Origin of the sequence: Stenotrophomonas rhizophila, from assembly GCF_000661955.1 — a bacterium.
Classification (GTDB): Bacteria; Pseudomonadota; Gammaproteobacteria; order Xanthomonadales; family Xanthomonadaceae; genus Stenotrophomonas; species Stenotrophomonas rhizophila.
Window position 1 is genome coordinate 3,449,711 of record NZ_CP007597.1, and the last position, 15,524, is coordinate 3,465,234.

Below are 15,524 nucleotides of genomic sequence, written 5' to 3' on the forward strand. Positions count from 1 at the left end.
GCATGGCCGTGACCCTCGACAACTACTTCGTCCCCGGCTGGCGCGACGCGACGTATACCTGCGCCGCCTGCGAATGGCAGGGCAGCGCGCGCCAGATGCCGATGGAACTGCACGAAGACGAAGCGCAGTTCGACTGCCCGCAGTGCGAAAACCCGATCCTGCTGGTGGTCCACCCCACCCTGGCCCAGGTGCAGGCGGCCGCCGCCGACGGGCATCCCGAGGCGATCGAGCAGATGGAGATCCTGGCCGCAGCGCCGCGCCCGGACTGATGCACTGCACGATGCTCCGGCGCGCCAGGGCGCCTAGACTGAAATCGTTTCCAGTCGAGGATGGGCAATGGCACGACGCGCCGGGTGGCTGCTGTGGGCAATGGCGATGGTGACGCTGGCCGGGTGTGCGCCCACCCGCGAGGACGTGGGCCGGTTTGAAGCCCGCGCGGTGAAGGTTGACGGACGTACCGCGTATTACCAGGTCTTCGTGCCTCGCAGCGCACGGGCACAGGCCGATCGCCTGCCGGTTGTATTGTTCCTGCACGGTTCGGGCGAACGCGGCAACGACAACCAGGCCCAGACCGAGGCCGGGCTGGGCCCGTACCTGCGCCGCCATGCCGATACGTTCCCCGCGCTGGTGGTGCTGCCCCAGGCGCCGGACGACGGCGAATGGTCGGGTGACAACAACCGCGTCGCGCTGGCCGCGCTGGATGCCACCGTGGCCGAGTTCAACGCCGACCCGCAGCGCCAGTACCTCACCGGCATGTCGATGGGCGGCTACGGCAGCTGGAACATCGCGCTGGACAGCCCGCAGCGCTTCGCCGCCATCGTGCCGGTGTGCGGCGCGGTACTGGCCCCGCGTGCGGTGCGCCCGACCCTGTTCGTGGAAGACGTGGCGCATGAAGCCGACCCGTACGCGGCCATCGCCCAGCGCCTGAAACACACCCCGATCTGGATGTTCCATGGCGCACGCGACGACGTGGTGCCGCCGGAAGACGACCGCCGGCTGAAGGCGGCCTTCGAGCAGGCCGGGGCCAAGGACGTGCGCTACACCGAGTACCCGGATGGCAACCACAATGCGTGGGATGCCACGTATGCCGATGACGCGATGTGGGCGTGGGTGTGGGCACAGAAGCGGTAAACGTAACGCCGCATACCGGGTTCCTGGATCCCGCAACCGGGTAGTGCCGGCCGCTGGCCGGCTCCTCGCAATCCAACCGGGTAGTGCCGGCCGCTGGCCGGCTCCTCACAATCCAACCCGGTAGTGCCGGCCGCTGGCCGGCTCCTCGGTACCGCTGGATTCATGCAGAGCCGGCCAGCGGCCGGCACTACCCTTTTGCGGCCGGCGGCCTGCATTGCCGCGGTGTTGCACCACGGGCGCGTGCGCGCTTGCCTGACACCCTTGCGCTGGGCGATGAATCACGATGCCCCATGAGCTCTTCCCGACTGCGCATCGGCCGTTGTTCGCTTCCCGGGCAGGCGTACACCCTGACGATGGTGTGCCACAACCGACACCGCTGGTTTGATGATCCCGGCATGGCCGCCATCGCCATGCATCACCTGCGCGACATCGACCAACGTAGTTACGCCCGGTCACTGGCCTGGGTGGTGATGCCCGATCACGTGCATTGGCTGGTGGAACTCGGGACCCAGCCGCTGGCAGGTATCGCGCGCCGTTTCAAATCATCGAGTGCCCTGGCCATCAACCGAGCGCTCGGTCGCGGTGGCGCGCTGTGGCAGGCTGGCTATCACGATCACGCCGTACGGTCGGACGATTCGCTGCATCGCCATGCCATGTACATCCTGGGCAATCCGGTCCGGGCAGGCCTGACTGAGCAGATCGAGGACTACCCGTACGCCTGGAGCCTATGGACCGGGTAGTGCCGGCCGCTGGCCGGCTCTTCGCATGGACCCACCGGCAATGCCGGCCGCTGGCCGGCTCTTCGTATGGACCCACCGGCAATGCCGGCCGCTGGCCGGCTCTTCGCATGGACCCACCGGTAGTGCCGGCCGCTGGCCGGCTCTTCGCATGGACCCACCGGTAGTGCCGGCCGCTGGCCGGCTCCTCATACCGCTGGATTCATGCAGAGCCGGCCAGCGGCCGGCACTACCCTTGCGCGGGTGGTTGGCTGGGGAGCCGGCCAGCGGCCGGCACTACCCCTGCGCGGGTGGTTGGCTGGGGAGCCGGCCAGCGGCCGGCACTACCGTGGTGCGGGAGGTTGGAGGGGCGGCGGCCGGCACGAACGCATGCAGATGGTCCACGCCGCACATTCCGCGCCTCACCCCAGCAACGTCTCCAACACCGCCATGCGGACGGCGACGCCGTTGGCGACCTGGCGGAGTACCCACGACTGCGGGCCATCGGCCACTTCGTCGGTGACTTCCACGCCGCGGTTGATCGGGCCCGGGTGCAGCACGGCGGCATCGGTGCCGGCGCGCTTGAGGCGCTTCGCGTCCAAGCCGTACTGCGTGTGGTACTGCTCGATCGACGGCACCAGGCCCTCCTCCATGCGCTCGCGCTGCAGGCGCAGCATCATCAGCGCATCCACGCCTTCCAGCATGGCGTCGAAATCCTGGCCAACCATGCAGCCCTTCAGGGTGTCATCGTCCGGCAGCAGCGACTGCGGGCCGCACACGCGGATTTCGCCCACGCCCAGCGTACGCAGCGCGTGCAGGTCGGTGCGGGCCACGCGCGAGTGCTTCACGTCGCCGACGATCACCACCTTCATTTTGGAAAAATCGCTGCCCTTGGCCTGGCGCAGGGTCAGCATGTCCAGCAGGCCCTGGGTCGGGTGCGAGCTGCGACCGTCACCGGCATTGACCAGCGCGGTGCCCTCGCCTGCGGCCGCCGCCAGGGCCGCCACGGCGCCGTCGTCGGGGTGGCGCACCACGAAGCCGCGCACGCCCATCGCTTCCAGGTTCTTCAGCGTGTCGCAGGCGGTTTCGCCCTTGCGCGTGGACGAGGTGGACGCGTCGAAATTCAGCACGTCCGCGCCCAGCCGCTGCGCGGCCAGCTGGAACGAGCTGCGCGTGCGCGTGGACGGTTCGAAGAACAGCGTGCATACCGCCGCGCCGCCCAGCACGTGGCGCTTGTTGCCCACCCGGCCCACTGCCGCATCGCGGATCTGGCCGGCACGGTCGAGCAGCTGCAACAAGGTTTGACGGGGCAGACCTTCCAGGGTCAGCAGGTGGCGCAGGCGTCCATCGGAATCAAGTTGCGAAGCGGTCATGGGCGGGAGTCTGTGAGTCAGGAAACGGGGGTGGCATCGTCCGGGCAGGACAACCAGCGCTCGATAATGACCGCGGCGGCCACGGCATCGAGGGTGGCGGCATCGCGGCGACGCTTGCGGCCTTCGGCACGTTCGACGGCAAACCGGCGGGCCGCTTCGACCGAGCTGGAGCGCTCGTCGACCAGCACCACCGGCAGCTTGAAACGCTCCCGCAGCTGGCGGGCAAAGCCCTGCGCACGCTTGCGGTTGGGCTGGTCCTGGCCGTCCAGGGTGAGCGGGTCGCCCACCACCAGGCCGTCAGGCCGCCATTCTTTGATCAGGCGCTCCACCGCGGCCCAGTCCGGGCCGTTGCCGTGCACATCCACCACCGCGATCGCGCGGGCGTGGGTGCCGAACGAACTGCCGATGGCCACGCCGATGCGGCGCGAGCCGACGTCGAAGCCCAGCACGGTGCCATCGCGGCGGATGGTGCCGGGGGCGGCTGCAGCGGGCGGCGGCGGGGTCGGCTCAGACATGGCCGCTGTAATCGGTCAGCAGGAACAGGTCGACGCCAATGCGCGAGGCGGCGCCCTGCCAGCGCTGTTCGAACGGCGTGCTGAACAGCAGTTCGGTATCGGCCGGCACGGTCAGCCAGCTGTTTTCACCCAGCTCGCTTTCCAGCTGGCCTTCGCTCCAGCCGGCGCAGCCGAGGGTGACCAGCGCGTTGCGTGGGCCTTCGCCGCGGGCCATCGCCTCGAGGATGTCGCGCGAGGTGGTCAGGTACACGCCCTCGCCGACGGCCAGGCTGGAATCCCAGCTGCGCGCATCGTCATGGATGACAAAGCCGCGCTCGGGATGCACCGGGCCGCCGTTGAGCACGATCTGGCCACGCAGGTCGGGGCTGTCGGTGGTGATTTCCATCTGCGCCAGCACGTCGCCCAGGGTGTACTCGGACGGCTGGTTGACCAGCACGCCCATGGCACCGTTGTCGTCGTGCTGACAGATCAGCGCCACGCTGCGCGCGAAGGTGGGATCGGTCAGCGACGGCAGCGCGACCAGCAGGTGATGGGCGAGGGAGGTGGAGAGCTCGGACATGGGTCCATTCTACCCGCTGGGCCCGGGACACGGGCGTGAGCGCTGCTAGGATGCAGGCCTTCCAGGAAGGATCGCACCGCATGACCGCCAGCCCTGCACTCCCCACTGCGTCGCGCAGCGCCATCGTGCTGATCGCGTTGCTGCAGGGGCTGATGCTGTACGCCGCACAGGAAGCCGCCGACAGCTGGCCCTTCCACGCCCTCGGCAACCGCGTGTGCTGGTATGCCTGGGTGCTGAGCGTGCCCACCGCCGTCGCCCTGACGCTGGTGCAGCTGCGTGATCGACGCCTGTGGCTGCATGCTGGGCTGGCCTCGGTGCTGGTGCTGGCCCTGGCCAGCGGCATCGGCTGGACGCTCGGTGGCGGCGCCAAGGGGCTGGAGCAGAGCGGCGTGCTGTGGCCGTTCTCGGTCAGCATGGCCATCGCGGTGTTTGTCAGCCTGCCGTGGTGGCAGTTCCGCCTGCAGCACGGCCACTGGCGCGCGTCCTACGCCGCCCTGTTCGAACACGCCTGGCAGAACGGCTTGACGCTGGCACTGGCGGTGGCTTTCACCGGCCTGACCTGGCTGCTGCTGTGGCTGTGGGCGGCGCTGTTCCAGCTGGTGGATATCGGCTTCTTCCATACCCTGTTCCGCGACGATGCCTTCATCGCGCTGGCCACCGGCACGCTGTTCGGCTTTGGCGTGCTGATCGGGCGAACCCAGCACCGCGCCATCCAGACGGTGCGTTCGGTGCTGTTCGCGGTGGGCCGTGGGCTGTTGCCGCTGTTGGCCTTCATTGCGCTGCTGTTCGTGCTCAGCCTGCCGTTCACCGGGCTCGAGCCGCTGTGGCGCACCCGCTCGGCGGCCAGCCTGCTGATCACCCTGTCGCTGCTGCTGGTGGTGTTCGTCAATGCGGTCTACCAGCACGACAGCGAGCAGCCCCCCTACCCGGCCTGGCTGCGCCGCTTGATCGAGGCCGCCCTGCTCGCGCTGCCGGTATACGCGGCCGTGGCGCTGTACGCGATGGGGCTGCGCATCGCCCAGTACGGATGGACCCCGGAACGCTTCTGGGGCGCGCTGGTGGCCGTGCTGGTGTGCGGCTACGCGCTTGGCTATGCGCTGGCGGTGCTGCGCCCGGGCGCGCACTGGCTGCAGCGGCTTGAACCGGTGAACCGCTGGATGTGCTGGGCGGTGCTGGGCAGCGCGGTGCTGGCCAACTCGCCGCTGCTCGACCCGCTGCGGATCAGTGCCGGCAGCCAGCTGGCGCGCGTGCAGGCCGGTGCACCGGCGATCGACGCCGAGCAGGCCACTACCCTGCGCTTCGCCTACGGCCGCCACGGCGTGGACGCGCTCAAGACGCTGCAGCGCGACCCGCGTTTCAGCCAGGATGCACGCGCCGCCGGCGTGATCGTCTCCGCGCTGGCCCGCGACACGCGGTGGGGCCGGGACAACCAACTGGGCGACATCGACGATGGCATTGCCGACCTGCCCGCGCTGCAGCGCCAGCTGACCCTCGCCAAGGGCCTGCCCACGCCGGACCCGGACTGGTGGCAGGCCGTGCTGGCGCGCACGCTGGCCCCCAGCGACTGCCTGGACGTGGGCCAGGACTGCGTGGTGCTGCGCCGCGACCTGGACAGCGACGGCGTGGACGAGGTGCTGCTGTGCAACCTGTCGCCGCATCGTCGCCCCTACTGCCGGGTGCATGCCCGTGACGCAGGCCGGTGGCACGACGTCGGCATGGTGTCCTTCCCGGAGGGCGACGGCACCGGCGGCGTCGCCCGTGGCAACACCGCGTTGCGCGACGGCCAGCTGCACCTGCAGGCACCGCGCTGGCCCCGCCTGTCCATCGACGGCGGGCCGGCCCAGACCATCGACGAAACCGCCTACAAGGAATCACGCCCATGAGCGGCTACTGCCTCATCGCCCCCGGCCACCCGGTCCACGGCCATTACCACGACCACGAATACGGCTTCCCGCAGCGCGACGAGCGCGAGCTGTTCGAACGGCTGCTGCTGGAAATCAACCAGGCCGGCCTGAGCTGGGAAACCATCCTGAAGAAGCGCGAGAGCTTCCGCGCGGCCTATTCCGGCTTCGACGTGGATACCGTGGCCGCTTACGGCGAGCGCGACATCGAGCGCCTGCTCAACGATGCCGGCATCATCCGCAACCGGCTCAAGGTGCACGCAGCGGTGCACAACGCGCAGGTGATCCAGCAGCTGCGCGCCAGCCACGGCAGTTTCGCGGCGTGGCTGGACGCACACCATCCGCAGGACAAGGCGGCGTGGGTGAAGCTGTTCAAGAAGACGTTCCGCTTCACCGGCGGCGAGATCACCGGCGAGTTCCTGATGAGCCTGGGCTACCTGCCCGGTGCGCACAGCCCGGACTGCCCGGTATACGCGCGCCTGCAACGCCTGCGTGCCGGCCAACGGTCGGCACCGACCGGGTGATGCAGGGGGCTTACACCCCCATGTAACGACCCGGACGGTGGTTGAACATCAGCACCAGGCTGAGCACCACCGCACCGATCGCCGAATACATCACCTGCGACGGGGACAGCACGAAGAACGCCACGCACATCAGCAGGGTATCGAAGGACATCTGCACCTTGCCGGCGCTCCAGCCGCGGGTGCGCTGCAGGTACACCGCCAGGATGCCGATGCCGCCCAGGCTGGCGCGGTGGCGGATGTAGAACAGGATACCGAGGCCAGCCAGCGCGCCGCCCACCAGGGCCGAATACAGCGGGGCGATATGGGCGAAATCGGCCCAGCGCGGCAGCAGGTCGGTGAGCGCGCCGCACGCGGTGACCGCCGCGAACGTCTTCAGGGTGAACTCCCAGCCCATCCGTCGCACGGCCACCCAGTAGAACGGCAGGTTGACCAGCACGAACACCAGGCCGAAGTTCCAGTCGAAGGCGTAGTGCGCCAGGAAGGCCAGCCCGGCCATGCCGCCGATCATCAGCCCGCCCTTGGCGAAGATGGCCAGGCCCAGCGAGGCCACCAGCGTGGCCAGGATCATGCCCTGCACGTCCTCGGCCACCGAATGGCGCAGCGCTTTTTCATCGGCGACAGTGCCGGCACTGTCCGGCGGCGGGGTCAGCGGGCCAGCGGTGACCAGGTGGCCGTCAGCGTCGTCGCACGGCGCGGGGCCATGGGAATCAAGGGACATGGGGGTGGGGGCTGTGCGTGGGGAGCGGTATTAGACACGATCAGCGTGACAGTTGCAGGTGAAATGATTCAGAGAGCCATCCAGCTGCTGCCCGGGCCTGCGGCGCTCGGCGGCTCCAGGGTGAAAACCGCCTGGCCCAGGCGCTGGCGCACCACGAACACGCCCTGCTCCCACGCCGAGCGCTTGAACCAGTCGCGCTGGTCCAGCGCGGCCGGGCTGCGCATCGGGTGGCAGGCGATGAGCGCCCCGCCACGGTCCAGCACGCGTGCCTGCCAACGCTCGCCGAACCCGGCCCCCAGGCCGCGGTAGACCCGGACCCAACCGGCCCGGCCGGGCAGCGCCCGCCCCAGCCGTGCCACCTCGTCCTCGCGCTGGAAGCCCTGCGCGCGCACCGCAGCGGCAGCCGCCCGCCACGGGCCGGGATCGGCCCCCACGCGGTCGATCAGCGCCAGCCCGTGCTGTTCGATCAACGCCAGTACCGCGCGCTCGCGGGTTGCGGGGTCGCTGCCGGCGTAGGCAGCGAAATCGAACGGGTCTACGCACACCACGCTGGCCCCTGGGCAGCGCTGGTAGCGTGGTTCATCGCCGGGCGGACCGCATTGCAGGGTCAGCAGGCTGGCGCCATCGAGTACGTAGTCGCGCGGCAACGCCGCCATGAAGAGCGCGGCCACATGGTAGGCGTCCGCGCGAAACGGAACGCCGTCGAGCACGCGCCCGGCGTGGGTGACGTCGGGGCTGGATTCCACGCGTAGTTCGGTGAAGCGGGGCATCGCGGCGTGACTCCTGTCGGCGGCAAGGCCGCACAGCATGCCACTGTCACGCGGGCCGCTGCGCTCAACCGACCCGTGCAGCGGCCAGGTGATGGGCCACCAGCGCGTTGGCGTGGCCATGGCCCAGGCCGTGTTCGGTCTTCAGGAAGGCCACCAGCTCCATGTGCTTGAGCCCGCCCTGCGCAACCAGCAGCGCCAGCCAGTGGCCGACCGGCTGGCCGTAGGTCTTTTCGATGGACGGGAAGTACGACGCCGGGCCTTTCAGGGTGGGGGTATCGCTCATGGCGGATGCCTCGCAGGAGTGGCGCGCCGCCGGAATGGCGGGGCTCGTTGTGTATGACGTGGCGGGGGGCGCGAAATCGACACGGGCTTTCATGCCCGCTGAACACCCCGCTGCCGCAGCATGCCAGGGCACCTCCGCACCCTCCCCTCGTCCTTTGCAGGAGTCCGCGTCATGCCCTACCTGACCACCGCCGACAACACCCGGATCTTCTACAGGGACTGGGGCCACGGCCAGCCCATCGTGTTCCACCACGGCTGGCCGCTCACTGCCGATGACTGGGACACCCAGCTGCAGTTCTTCCTGCTGCAGGGCTACCGGGTCATCGCGCACGACCGCCGCGGCCATGGCCGGTCCTCGCAGACCAGCGGCGGCCACGAGATGGACACCTACGTGGCCGACGTCAACGCGCTGGCCGACCACCTGGACCTGCGCGATGCGGTGCACGTGGGTCATTCCACCGGTGGCGGCGAAGTGGCGCACTACGTGGCCCAGGCGAAACCCGGCCGGGTGGCCAAGGCGGTGTTGATCGGCGCGGTGCCGCCGATCATGGTGCAGAGCGAGCGCAACCCGGGCGGAACGCCGAAAGCGGTGTTCGACGGCTTCCGCCAGCAGCTGGCTGCAGGCCGCGCCAACTTCTACCGCGAGGTGCCCATTCCGTTTTACGGTTTCAACCGCGACGGTGCGCCGGTCCAGCAGGGGGTGGTCGACAACTGGTGGCGCCAGGGGATGATGGGGGCGATCAACGCGCACTACGACTGCATCAAGGCGTTTTCGGAAACCGACTTCACCGAGGATCTGAAGAAGATCGATGTGCCGGTGCTGGTGATGCATGGCGATGACGACCAGATCGTGCCGATCGCCGATTCGGCCGAGCTTGCGATCAAACTGCTCAGGCATGGCACGTTGAAGGTCTACCCGGGGTATCCGCACGGCATGTGCACCACGCATGCCGAGGTGATCAACCGGGATCTTCTGGCGTTTATCCGGGGATGAGGGGCGTACCGACCAACGGTCGGTACCTACCGGGGTGATTGGATGATTGGGGTACCGACCAACGGTCGGTACCTACCCGGAGGGTTGGGTGATCGGGGTACCGACCCCGGGATGGCGGGGTGATCGGCGTGCCGATCACGGGGCCGGTAGCGCACGACCGTTGGTCGTGCGTGCGCCTTGCAGGTATCAGCGCGCGACCAGCTTCTGTCGCGCGGCGTTGTAGCGGTCGCCGACGATGGCGATGCTGTCCAGCGCCACGCCGATCTGCTGCAGATCGTCGGCGCTGAGCTGCAGCGCGACGGCGCCGAGGTTTTCCTGCAGGCGGTGCAGTTTGGTGGTGCCCGGAATCGGCACGATCCACGGCTTGCGCGCCAGCAGCCAGGCCAGCGCGACCTGTGCAGGCGTTGCGCCCTTGGCGGCGGCAATCGCACGGATCCGATCTACCAGCACCTGGTTGGCCTGCCGCGCGTCGGCGGCGAAGCGCGGCACGCTGTTGCGGAAGTCGTCGGCGGCGAACGCGGTGTCGGCGTTGATCGCGCCGGTCAGGAAGCCCTTGCCGAGCGGACTGAACGGCACAAAGCCAATGCCCAGCTCCTCCAGTACCGGCAGCACGCTCTGCTCCGGTTCGCGCCACCACAGCGAATACTCGCTCTGCAGGGCGGCCACCGGCTGCACCGCGTGCGCGCGGCGAATGGTATCGGCACCGGCCTCGGACAGCCCGAAGTGCTTCACCTTGCCTTCGGCGATCAGGTCCTTGACCGTGCCGGCCACGTCTTCGATCGGCACGTTCGGGTCCACCCGGTGCTGGTAGAACAGGTCGATGCGGTCGGTCTGCAGCCGCTGCAGGCTGGCCTCGGCCACCGCACGGATGCGTTCGGGGCGGCTGTCCAGCCCGGCATCGGCGTGGCCGTCCTTGAACCCGAATTTGGTGGCGATCACCACCTGGTCGCGATACGGCGCCAAGGCCTGGCCGAGCAGTTCCTCGTTGCGGAACGGACCGTACACCTCGGCGGTATCGAAGAAGGTCACGCCCTGTGCCACGGCCGCGTGCAGCAGGGCGGTGGCGGTACCGGTGTCGGTGGCCGGGCCGTAGCCGAAGCTCAGGCCCATGCACCCCAGGCCCAGCGCGGAAACGCGCAGGCCGCTGTTGCCCAGTTCTCGTGTCTGCATGGTGGTGCTCCTGCCGTCGGGAACGGCATCGGTGGGGGATGCCCATCTTGAACCGCCCGACGGCAGGAAATGAACCGGCGTGATCGCTGGTGGTAATGAAACAGGCTCATCAATCCAGCGCTATGCCCGTGCCTGCCTCAGCGCTCCGTATCCGGCAGTGACAGCCCGAACAGCACCAGCAGCAGGAAACCCGCGCCGAACAGCAGCAACAGGATGTGCCACACCCCGAAACGGTCCATGCGCTGCATGTCCACGCCTTCCTCGCGGTGGTAGCGCCGCAGCAGGCTGTTGATCGGCAGGATGGGCACGAAGGTCAACAACGACACCAGCCCCATGCCGCCCGGCAGGCGTCCGCCCAGGTTGAGCAGGAAGTACACCGCCGCCAGCAGTCCCGGCGCGAAGGCCAGTTCGCGGCGGCGGCTGACGGCGATGTCACGCAGGTCGCTGAAACACAGGAACGACCACAGCGGGGCGAACAGGGCGCGCGCCCAGGGCCACTGGGTGCCGCCGGTCTCGCGCTTGATCGCCCGCCAGTTCTGCCAGAACCAGTACAACGGGTACAGCCCGAGCGTCACCAGCGACAGCGAGGCCAGTTTCAGCGTGGGCGGTGAGTAATACACGGCAGCGACCACATCGCGCGTGGCGATGCGGGGTGCCGGGGAAAACGGTGGTGCTGCGACCGGCAGAGTTGCCGGCGCACGGTAAGGATCGTCCACTTCCATATGCGGATCACCTGCAATGCATCTACCGGCGAGGTGCCGGCGCCCCCTGTATCCCGGGAACCCGGGACGGCGCGACTATCGCAGAGCGCCGGGGGTTTTTCCAGATCCCCCGCGGCCCGGCGCACGGGGGCGGGCGGGGGCAAGGGCGCGCGTCGTGCGCGCCCGGTGCGGTCAGCGGACCTCGGAGATCTCCACCCCGTCCAGGCCCTGCGACAGCGTGCGCGCATCGCCGCCCTGCGACAGCTTGATGCGCAGGCGCACTTCGTTCTGCGAATCGGCGTAGCGCAGTGCGTCTTCGTAGCTGATCTCACCGGCCTGGTACAGCTCGAACAGGCTCTGGTCGAAGGTGCGCATGCCCAGCTGCACCGACTCCTTCATCACTTCCTTGAGCTTGTGGATCTCGCCATCGCGGATGTAGTCCTGCACCAGCGGCGTGCCCAGCATGATCTCCATCGCCACCTTGCGCGACTTGCCATCCGGCGAGGGAATCAGCTGCTGCGCCACCACGCCCTTGAGGTTCAGCGACAGGTCCATCAGCAACTGGTTGCGGCGGTCTTCGGGGAAGAAGTTGATGATGCGGTCCATCGCCTGGTTGGCGTTGTTGGCGTGCAGCGTGCACAGCACCAGGTGGCCGGTTTCGGCGAAGGCGATGGCGTGGTCCATGCCCTCGCGGGTACGCACCTCGCCGATCATGATCACGTCCGGTGCCTGGCGCAGGGTGTTCTTCAGCGCCGCTTCCCAGCTGTCGGTATCGATGCCCACTTCGCGCTGGGTGATGATGCAGCCCTCGTGCTTGTGCACGAATTCGATCGGGTCTTCGATGGTGATGATGTGCCCGGTCGAGTTGTGGTTGCGGTAGCCGATCATCGCCGCCAGCGAGGTCGATTTACCGGTACCGGTAGCGCCCACGAACAGGATGATGCCGCGCTTGGTCATCGCCAGCGTCTTGATGATCGGCGGCAGGCTCAGCTCTTCCACGGTGGGAATGCGCGTCTCGATGCGACGCAGCACCATGCCCACCTGGTTGCGCTGGTAGAAGCAGCTCACGCGGAACCGGCCCACGCCGGACAGGCCGATGGCGAAGTTGCACTCGTGGGTCTTTTCGAACTCTTCGCGCTGCGCCGGCGTCATCACGTTGAGCACCAGGTCGCGGCTCTGCTGTGGCGTGAGCGGGGTCTGGGTGATCGGCGAGATCTTGCCGTTGACCTTGATCGCCGGCGGCATGCCCGCGGTGATGAACAGGTCCGACGCCTTCTGGTGCGCCATCAGCTTGAGGAACGAGGTGAAGTCGATGGTCGTGGTGGTGGTGTTCATTGCGGTGTGCTCCGAAGATTGCCGGGAGCCGGCCAGCGGCCGGCGATGCAGGACGCCGGGCAGCGCCCGGCTCTACCATCATTCGAAGATCCGCTTGTCCTTGGCGTACTCGCGCGCCTGGTTGCGGGTGATCAGGCTGCGCTTGACCAGATCCTGCAGGTGCTGGTCCAGGGTCATCATGCCCATCTGCTGGCCGGTCTGGATGGCCGAGTACATCTGCGCCACCTTGTCCTCGCGGATCAGGTTGCGGATGGCCGGGGTGCCCACCATGATTTCCCATGCAGCGGTTCGCCCGCCACCGACCTTCTTCAACAGTGCCTGAGAGATCACCGCACGCAGCGACTCGGACAGCATCGAGCGCACCATCGGCTTCTCGCCGGCGGGGAACACGTCGATGATGCGGTCGATGGTCTTGGCCGCCGAACTGGTATGCAGCGTGCCGAACACCAGATGGCCGGTTTCCGCGGCGGTCAGCGCCAGGCGGATGGTTTCCAGGTCGCGCAATTCGCCGACCAGGATGATGTCCGGGTCTTCACGCAGGGCCGAGCGCAGCGCTTCGTTGAAGCCGTGCGTGTCACGGTGCACTTCGCGCTGGTTGATCAGGCACTTCTGCGAGGTGTGCACGAATTCGATCGGGTCCTCGACGGTGAGGATGTGGCCGTATTCGTTCTTGTTGATGTGGTCGATCATCGCCGCCAGCGTGGTCGACTTGCCCGAACCGGTCGGGCCGGTGACCAGGATCAGGCCCTGCGGCTGGTCGATCAGTTCGCGGAAGATCGGCGGCACGGCCAGGTCTTCCAGCGTCAACACTTCCGAGGGAATGGTACGGAACACCGCACCGGCACCCCGGTTCTGGTTGAACGCGTTGACGCGGAAACGCGCCAGCGAAGGAATCTCGAACGAGAAGTCGACCTCGAGGAATTCCTCGTAATCGCGGCGCTGCTTGTCCGACATGATGTCGTACACAAGCGCATGCACCTGCTTGTGGTCCAAGGCCGGAATGTTGATGCGACGGACATCGCCGTCCACGCGGATCATCGGCGGCAAGCCGGCCGACAGATGAAGATCCGACGCTTTGTTCTTTACGGAAAACGCCAACAGTTCGGCGATATCCATGCGCTGCTACTCCCCATGACTGCTGCGACTGGAAGGTTCTTTCCCCGGGCGGCAGTATAGCGTTCCTGATCTACCGGAAAACGCCCGTGTCCGCGCTGCCCCTGTCCACGATATTGCTGAACCTGCACAACGCGGCTGCCGCCGCCGGGCGGCCAGACCCGGTGCTGTTGGCGGTCTCCAAGACCCAGCCGGCCGAGGCGGTGGCGGCACTGGCCGCCCAGGGCCAACGTGCGTTCGGCGAAAACTACGTGCAGGAGGCCGTGGCCAAGATCGACGCACTGGCGGCGCAGGGACTGGAATGGCACCTGATCGGCCACCTGCAGTCCAACAAGGCCGAGCTGGCCGCACAGCGCTTCGACTGGGTGCAGAGCGTGGACCGGCCCAAGCTGGTGGCGGCGTTGGCCGCGCACCGGCCGGCGGCGCTGGCCCCGTTGAACGTGCTCATCCAGGTCAACATCGACGACGAGGACAGCAAGCATGGCTGCGCCCCCGAGGACGTGCCTGCGCTGGCCGCTGCCATCGAGGCCGCGCCACGCCTGCAGCTGCGCGGGCTGATGGCCATTCCCGCCCCGTGGCCCCAGGCCGAGCGCCGCCAGCAGGCGTTCGCGCGCATGCGCGCCCTGTTGGACACACTGGCCGCGACGCATCCGCAGGTGGACACACTGTCGATGGGCATGAGCAGCGACTACGCCGAGGCCATCGCCCAGGGCGCCACCCTGGTGCGGATCGGCACCGCCCTGTTCGGCGCGCGCCCGCGCCCGGCCTGACTCCCTTTCATACGCACTACCCGGAGATTGCATGAGCGCCATCACACTTACCTTCATCGGCGGCGGCAACATGGCCCGCAGCCTGATCGCCGGGCTGGTCCGCCAGGGCGTTGCGCCCGCGCATATCCACGTGGCCGAGCCGGTCACCGCGCTGCGCGAACAGCTGACCGCCGACTTCGGCGTGAAGACCTACGCCAGCGCCACCGAAGCGGCCGCCCAGGGCGAGGTGTGGGTGCTGGCGGTGAAACCGCAGGTGCTGCGCGATGTATGCGCGTCGCTCGTGCCGCTGGCCGCTGCCAGGCAGCCGCTGGTGGTGTCCATCGCCGCCGGCATCACCAGCGCGCAGCTGGAACGCTGGCTGGGCGGCAGCGCGGCGGTGGTGCGGGCGATGCCCAACACCCCTGCCCTGCTCGGCGCGGGGGTGACCGGGCTGTATGCCACCGCCACGGTGAGCGATGCCCAGCGGACCCAGGCCGATACCGTGCTGGCCAGCGCCGGGCGCACCGTGTGGATCGACGACGAAGCCCGCATGGATGCGGTGACCGCGGTGTCCGGCAGTGGCCCGGCGTATGTATTCCTGCTGGCCGAAGCGATGGAAGCCGCCGCGGTGGCCCAGGGCCTGCCGGCCGAGGCGGCACGCACGCTGGTGGTGCAGACCCTGCTGGGCGCCAGCCGCATGCTCGACGAATCCGGCGACGCCCCGGCCGAACTGCGCCGCCGGGTGACCTCGCCCAACGGCACCACCCAGGCGGCGATTGAATCCTTCCAGGCCGACGGTTTCGAGGCCATCGTCGCGCGCGCGATCGACGCAGCGACCCGGCGCGGCCAGGCGCTGTCGGCCGCGAACGACTGAGACACCGACGGCCGACTGATCACGATACCTCCTCTCCGGGACGGTAGAGCCACCCCATGGGTGGCTGACGGAAACCCCGATCGCAAGGTAGAGCCACCC

Annotated in this window: 18 protein-coding genes; 8 read left to right on the plus strand and 10 right to left on the minus strand. The window is 68.4% G+C overall.

Going from position 1 to position 15,524, the window contains the following annotated elements; all coding sequences use genetic code 11:
- Positions 1 to 2 precede the first annotated feature (2 nt).
- From DX03_RS14910 to DX03_RS14920, 3 genes are all read left to right on the plus strand, one after another.
- Complete coding sequence (locus tag DX03_RS14910) at positions 3 to 269, plus strand: hypothetical protein (RefSeq protein ID WP_038689991.1); 267 nt, start codon at positions 3 to 5, stop codon at positions 267 to 269.
- 100 nt (positions 270 to 369) lie between these two features.
- Complete coding sequence (locus DX03_RS14915; protein ID WP_425598315.1) at positions 370 to 1,131, plus strand: carboxylesterase family protein; 762 nt, start codon at positions 370 to 372, stop codon at positions 1,129 to 1,131.
- Between the two features lie 290 nt (positions 1,132 to 1,421).
- Positions 1,422 to 1,871 carry an REP-associated tyrosine transposase gene (locus DX03_RS14920; protein ID WP_038689994.1) on the plus strand — a complete coding sequence of 150 codons (450 nt, stop codon included), beginning with the start codon at positions 1,422 to 1,424 and terminating at the stop codon, positions 1,869 to 1,871.
- Positions 1,872 to 2,269: 398 nt separating this feature from the next.
- Here the strand turns inward: DX03_RS14920 and DX03_RS14925 are convergent, their stop codons facing one another.
- From DX03_RS14925 to DX03_RS14935, 3 genes are read right to left on the minus strand one after another with little or no spacing between them, the layout of a single operon-like run.
- Positions 2,270 to 3,220: an aspartate carbamoyltransferase catalytic subunit gene (locus tag DX03_RS14925; protein ID WP_038689996.1), complete on the minus strand. Its 951-nt coding sequence runs from the start codon at positions 3,218 to 3,220 to the stop codon at positions 2,270 to 2,272.
- A gap of 17 nt (positions 3,221 to 3,237) precedes the next feature.
- A complete protein-coding gene (gene ruvX, locus DX03_RS14930; protein ID WP_051598879.1) occupies positions 3,238 to 3,735 on the minus strand; it encodes a Holliday junction resolvase RuvX in 498 nt (165 codons plus the stop codon).
- On the minus strand, positions 3,728 to 4,294 hold the full coding sequence (locus tag DX03_RS14935; protein ID WP_038689999.1) for a YqgE/AlgH family protein: 567 nt from the start codon (positions 4,292 to 4,294) through the stop codon (positions 3,728 to 3,730). The genes ruvX and DX03_RS14935 overlap by 8 nt, the downstream gene beginning before the upstream one ends.
- An 80-nt stretch (positions 4,295 to 4,374) precedes the next feature.
- Here DX03_RS14935 and DX03_RS14940 point away from each other — a divergent pair, with 80 nt between their 5' ends.
- On the plus strand, positions 4,375 to 6,177 hold the full coding sequence (locus tag DX03_RS14940) for a DUF4153 domain-containing protein (protein ID WP_038690001.1): 1,803 nt from the start codon (positions 4,375 to 4,377) through the stop codon (positions 6,175 to 6,177).
- Entirely contained in the window at positions 6,174 to 6,719 is a 546-nt protein-coding gene (locus tag DX03_RS14945) for a DNA-3-methyladenine glycosylase I (RefSeq protein WP_038690003.1), read from the plus strand. The genes DX03_RS14940 and DX03_RS14945 overlap by 4 nt, the downstream gene beginning before the upstream one ends.
- A gap of 10 nt (positions 6,720 to 6,729) precedes the next feature.
- Here the strand turns inward: DX03_RS14945 and DX03_RS14950 are convergent, their stop codons facing one another.
- The 3 genes from DX03_RS14950 to DX03_RS14960 all read right to left on the minus strand — a co-directional run bounded on the left by DX03_RS14950 (position 6,730) and on the right by DX03_RS14960 (position 8,490).
- The gene (locus DX03_RS14950; RefSeq protein WP_038690005.1) at positions 6,730 to 7,437 is read right to left on the minus strand and encodes a YitT family protein; all 708 of its coding nucleotides are present in this window, start codon (positions 7,435 to 7,437) and stop codon (positions 6,730 to 6,732) included.
- Positions 7,438 to 7,505: 68 nt separating this feature from the next.
- Positions 7,506 to 8,207 carry a hypothetical protein gene (locus DX03_RS14955; protein WP_038690007.1) on the minus strand — a complete coding sequence of 234 codons (702 nt, stop codon included), beginning with the start codon at positions 8,205 to 8,207 and terminating at the stop codon, positions 7,506 to 7,508.
- 64 nt (positions 8,208 to 8,271) lie between these two features.
- A complete protein-coding gene (locus tag DX03_RS14960) occupies positions 8,272 to 8,490 on the minus strand; it encodes a DUF4287 domain-containing protein (RefSeq protein ID WP_038690009.1) in 219 nt (72 codons plus the stop codon).
- Positions 8,491 to 8,661: 171 nt separating this feature from the next.
- Here DX03_RS14960 and DX03_RS14965 point away from each other — a divergent pair, with 171 nt between their 5' ends.
- Positions 8,662 to 9,483 (plus strand): alpha/beta fold hydrolase, encoded by an 822-nt coding sequence (locus DX03_RS14965; protein ID WP_038690011.1) that lies wholly within the window; start codon positions 8,662 to 8,664, stop codon positions 9,481 to 9,483.
- A 186-nt stretch (positions 9,484 to 9,669) separates the two neighbouring features.
- Here DX03_RS14965 and DX03_RS14970 read toward each other — a convergent pair whose 3' ends face one another.
- From DX03_RS14970 to DX03_RS14985, 4 genes are all read right to left on the minus strand, one after another.
- Positions 9,670 to 10,653 carry an aldo/keto reductase gene (locus DX03_RS14970; protein WP_038690013.1) on the minus strand — a complete coding sequence of 328 codons (984 nt, stop codon included), beginning with the start codon at positions 10,651 to 10,653 and terminating at the stop codon, positions 9,670 to 9,672.
- 137 nt (positions 10,654 to 10,790) lie between these two features.
- Positions 10,791 to 11,369, minus strand: a complete 579-nt coding sequence (locus DX03_RS14975) for a DUF4234 domain-containing protein (RefSeq protein WP_185753361.1) — start codon at positions 11,367 to 11,369, stop codon at positions 10,791 to 10,793.
- A gap of 177 nt (positions 11,370 to 11,546) precedes the next feature.
- A complete protein-coding gene (locus DX03_RS14980) occupies positions 11,547 to 12,689 on the minus strand; it encodes a PilT/PilU family type 4a pilus ATPase (RefSeq protein WP_038690016.1) in 1,143 nt (380 codons plus the stop codon).
- Between the two features lie 78 nt (positions 12,690 to 12,767).
- Entirely contained in the window at positions 12,768 to 13,805 is a 1,038-nt protein-coding gene (locus tag DX03_RS14985; protein WP_038690018.1) for a type IV pilus twitching motility protein PilT, read from the minus strand.
- Between the two features lie 86 nt (positions 13,806 to 13,891).
- Between DX03_RS14985 and DX03_RS14990 the strand changes: the two genes are divergently transcribed.
- The gene (locus DX03_RS14990; protein WP_051598880.1) at positions 13,892 to 14,572 is read left to right on the plus strand and encodes a YggS family pyridoxal phosphate-dependent enzyme; all 681 of its coding nucleotides are present in this window, start codon (positions 13,892 to 13,894) and stop codon (positions 14,570 to 14,572) included.
- A 31-nt stretch (positions 14,573 to 14,603) separates the two neighbouring features.
- Positions 14,604 to 15,425 (plus strand): pyrroline-5-carboxylate reductase, encoded by an 822-nt coding sequence (gene proC / locus DX03_RS14995; protein ID WP_038690020.1) that lies wholly within the window; start codon positions 14,604 to 14,606, stop codon positions 15,423 to 15,425.
- Positions 15,426 to 15,524: the final 99 nt, after the last annotated feature.

What these genes read in the sequence shown, in the direction of transcription:
- DX03_RS14910 (WP_038689991.1), top strand. Translation starts at nt 3, where the DNA reads ATGGCCGTGACCCTCGACAACTACTTCGTCCCCGGCTGGCGCGACGCG.
- DX03_RS14915 (WP_425598315.1), top strand. Translation starts at nt 370, where the DNA reads ATGGCGATGGTGACGCTGGCCGGGTGTGCGCCCACCCGCGAGGACGTG.
- DX03_RS14920 (WP_038689994.1), top strand. Translation starts at nt 1,422, where the DNA reads ATGAGCTCTTCCCGACTGCGCATCGGCCGTTGTTCGCTTCCCGGGCAG.
- DX03_RS14925 (WP_038689996.1), bottom strand. Translation starts at nt 3,220, where the DNA reads ATGACCGCTTCGCAACTTGATTCCGATGGACGCCTGCGCCACCTGCTG.
- ruvX (WP_051598879.1), bottom strand. Translation starts at nt 3,735, where the DNA reads ATGTCTGAGCCGACCCCGCCGCCGCCCGCTGCAGCCGCCCCCGGCACC.
- DX03_RS14935 (WP_038689999.1), bottom strand. Translation starts at nt 4,294, where the DNA reads ATGTCCGAGCTCTCCACCTCCCTCGCCCATCACCTGCTGGTCGCGCTG.
- DX03_RS14940 (WP_038690001.1), top strand. Translation starts at nt 4,375, where the DNA reads ATGACCGCCAGCCCTGCACTCCCCACTGCGTCGCGCAGCGCCATCGTG.
- DX03_RS14945 (WP_038690003.1), top strand. Translation starts at nt 6,174, where the DNA reads ATGAGCGGCTACTGCCTCATCGCCCCCGGCCACCCGGTCCACGGCCAT.
- DX03_RS14950 (WP_038690005.1), bottom strand. Translation starts at nt 7,437, where the DNA reads ATGTCCCTTGATTCCCATGGCCCCGCGCCGTGCGACGACGCTGACGGC.
- DX03_RS14955 (WP_038690007.1), bottom strand. Translation starts at nt 8,207, where the DNA reads ATGCCCCGCTTCACCGAACTACGCGTGGAATCCAGCCCCGACGTCACC.
- DX03_RS14960 (WP_038690009.1), bottom strand. Translation starts at nt 8,490, where the DNA reads ATGAGCGATACCCCCACCCTGAAAGGCCCGGCGTCGTACTTCCCGTCC.
- DX03_RS14965 (WP_038690011.1), top strand. Translation starts at nt 8,662, where the DNA reads ATGCCCTACCTGACCACCGCCGACAACACCCGGATCTTCTACAGGGAC.
- DX03_RS14970 (WP_038690013.1), bottom strand. Translation starts at nt 10,653, where the DNA reads ATGCAGACACGAGAACTGGGCAACAGCGGCCTGCGCGTTTCCGCGCTG.
- DX03_RS14980 (WP_038690016.1), bottom strand. Translation starts at nt 12,689, where the DNA reads ATGAACACCACCACCACGACCATCGACTTCACCTCGTTCCTCAAGCTG.
- DX03_RS14985 (WP_038690018.1), bottom strand. Translation starts at nt 13,805, where the DNA reads ATGGATATCGCCGAACTGTTGGCGTTTTCCGTAAAGAACAAAGCGTCG.
- proC (WP_038690020.1), top strand. Translation starts at nt 14,604, where the DNA reads ATGAGCGCCATCACACTTACCTTCATCGGCGGCGGCAACATGGCCCGC.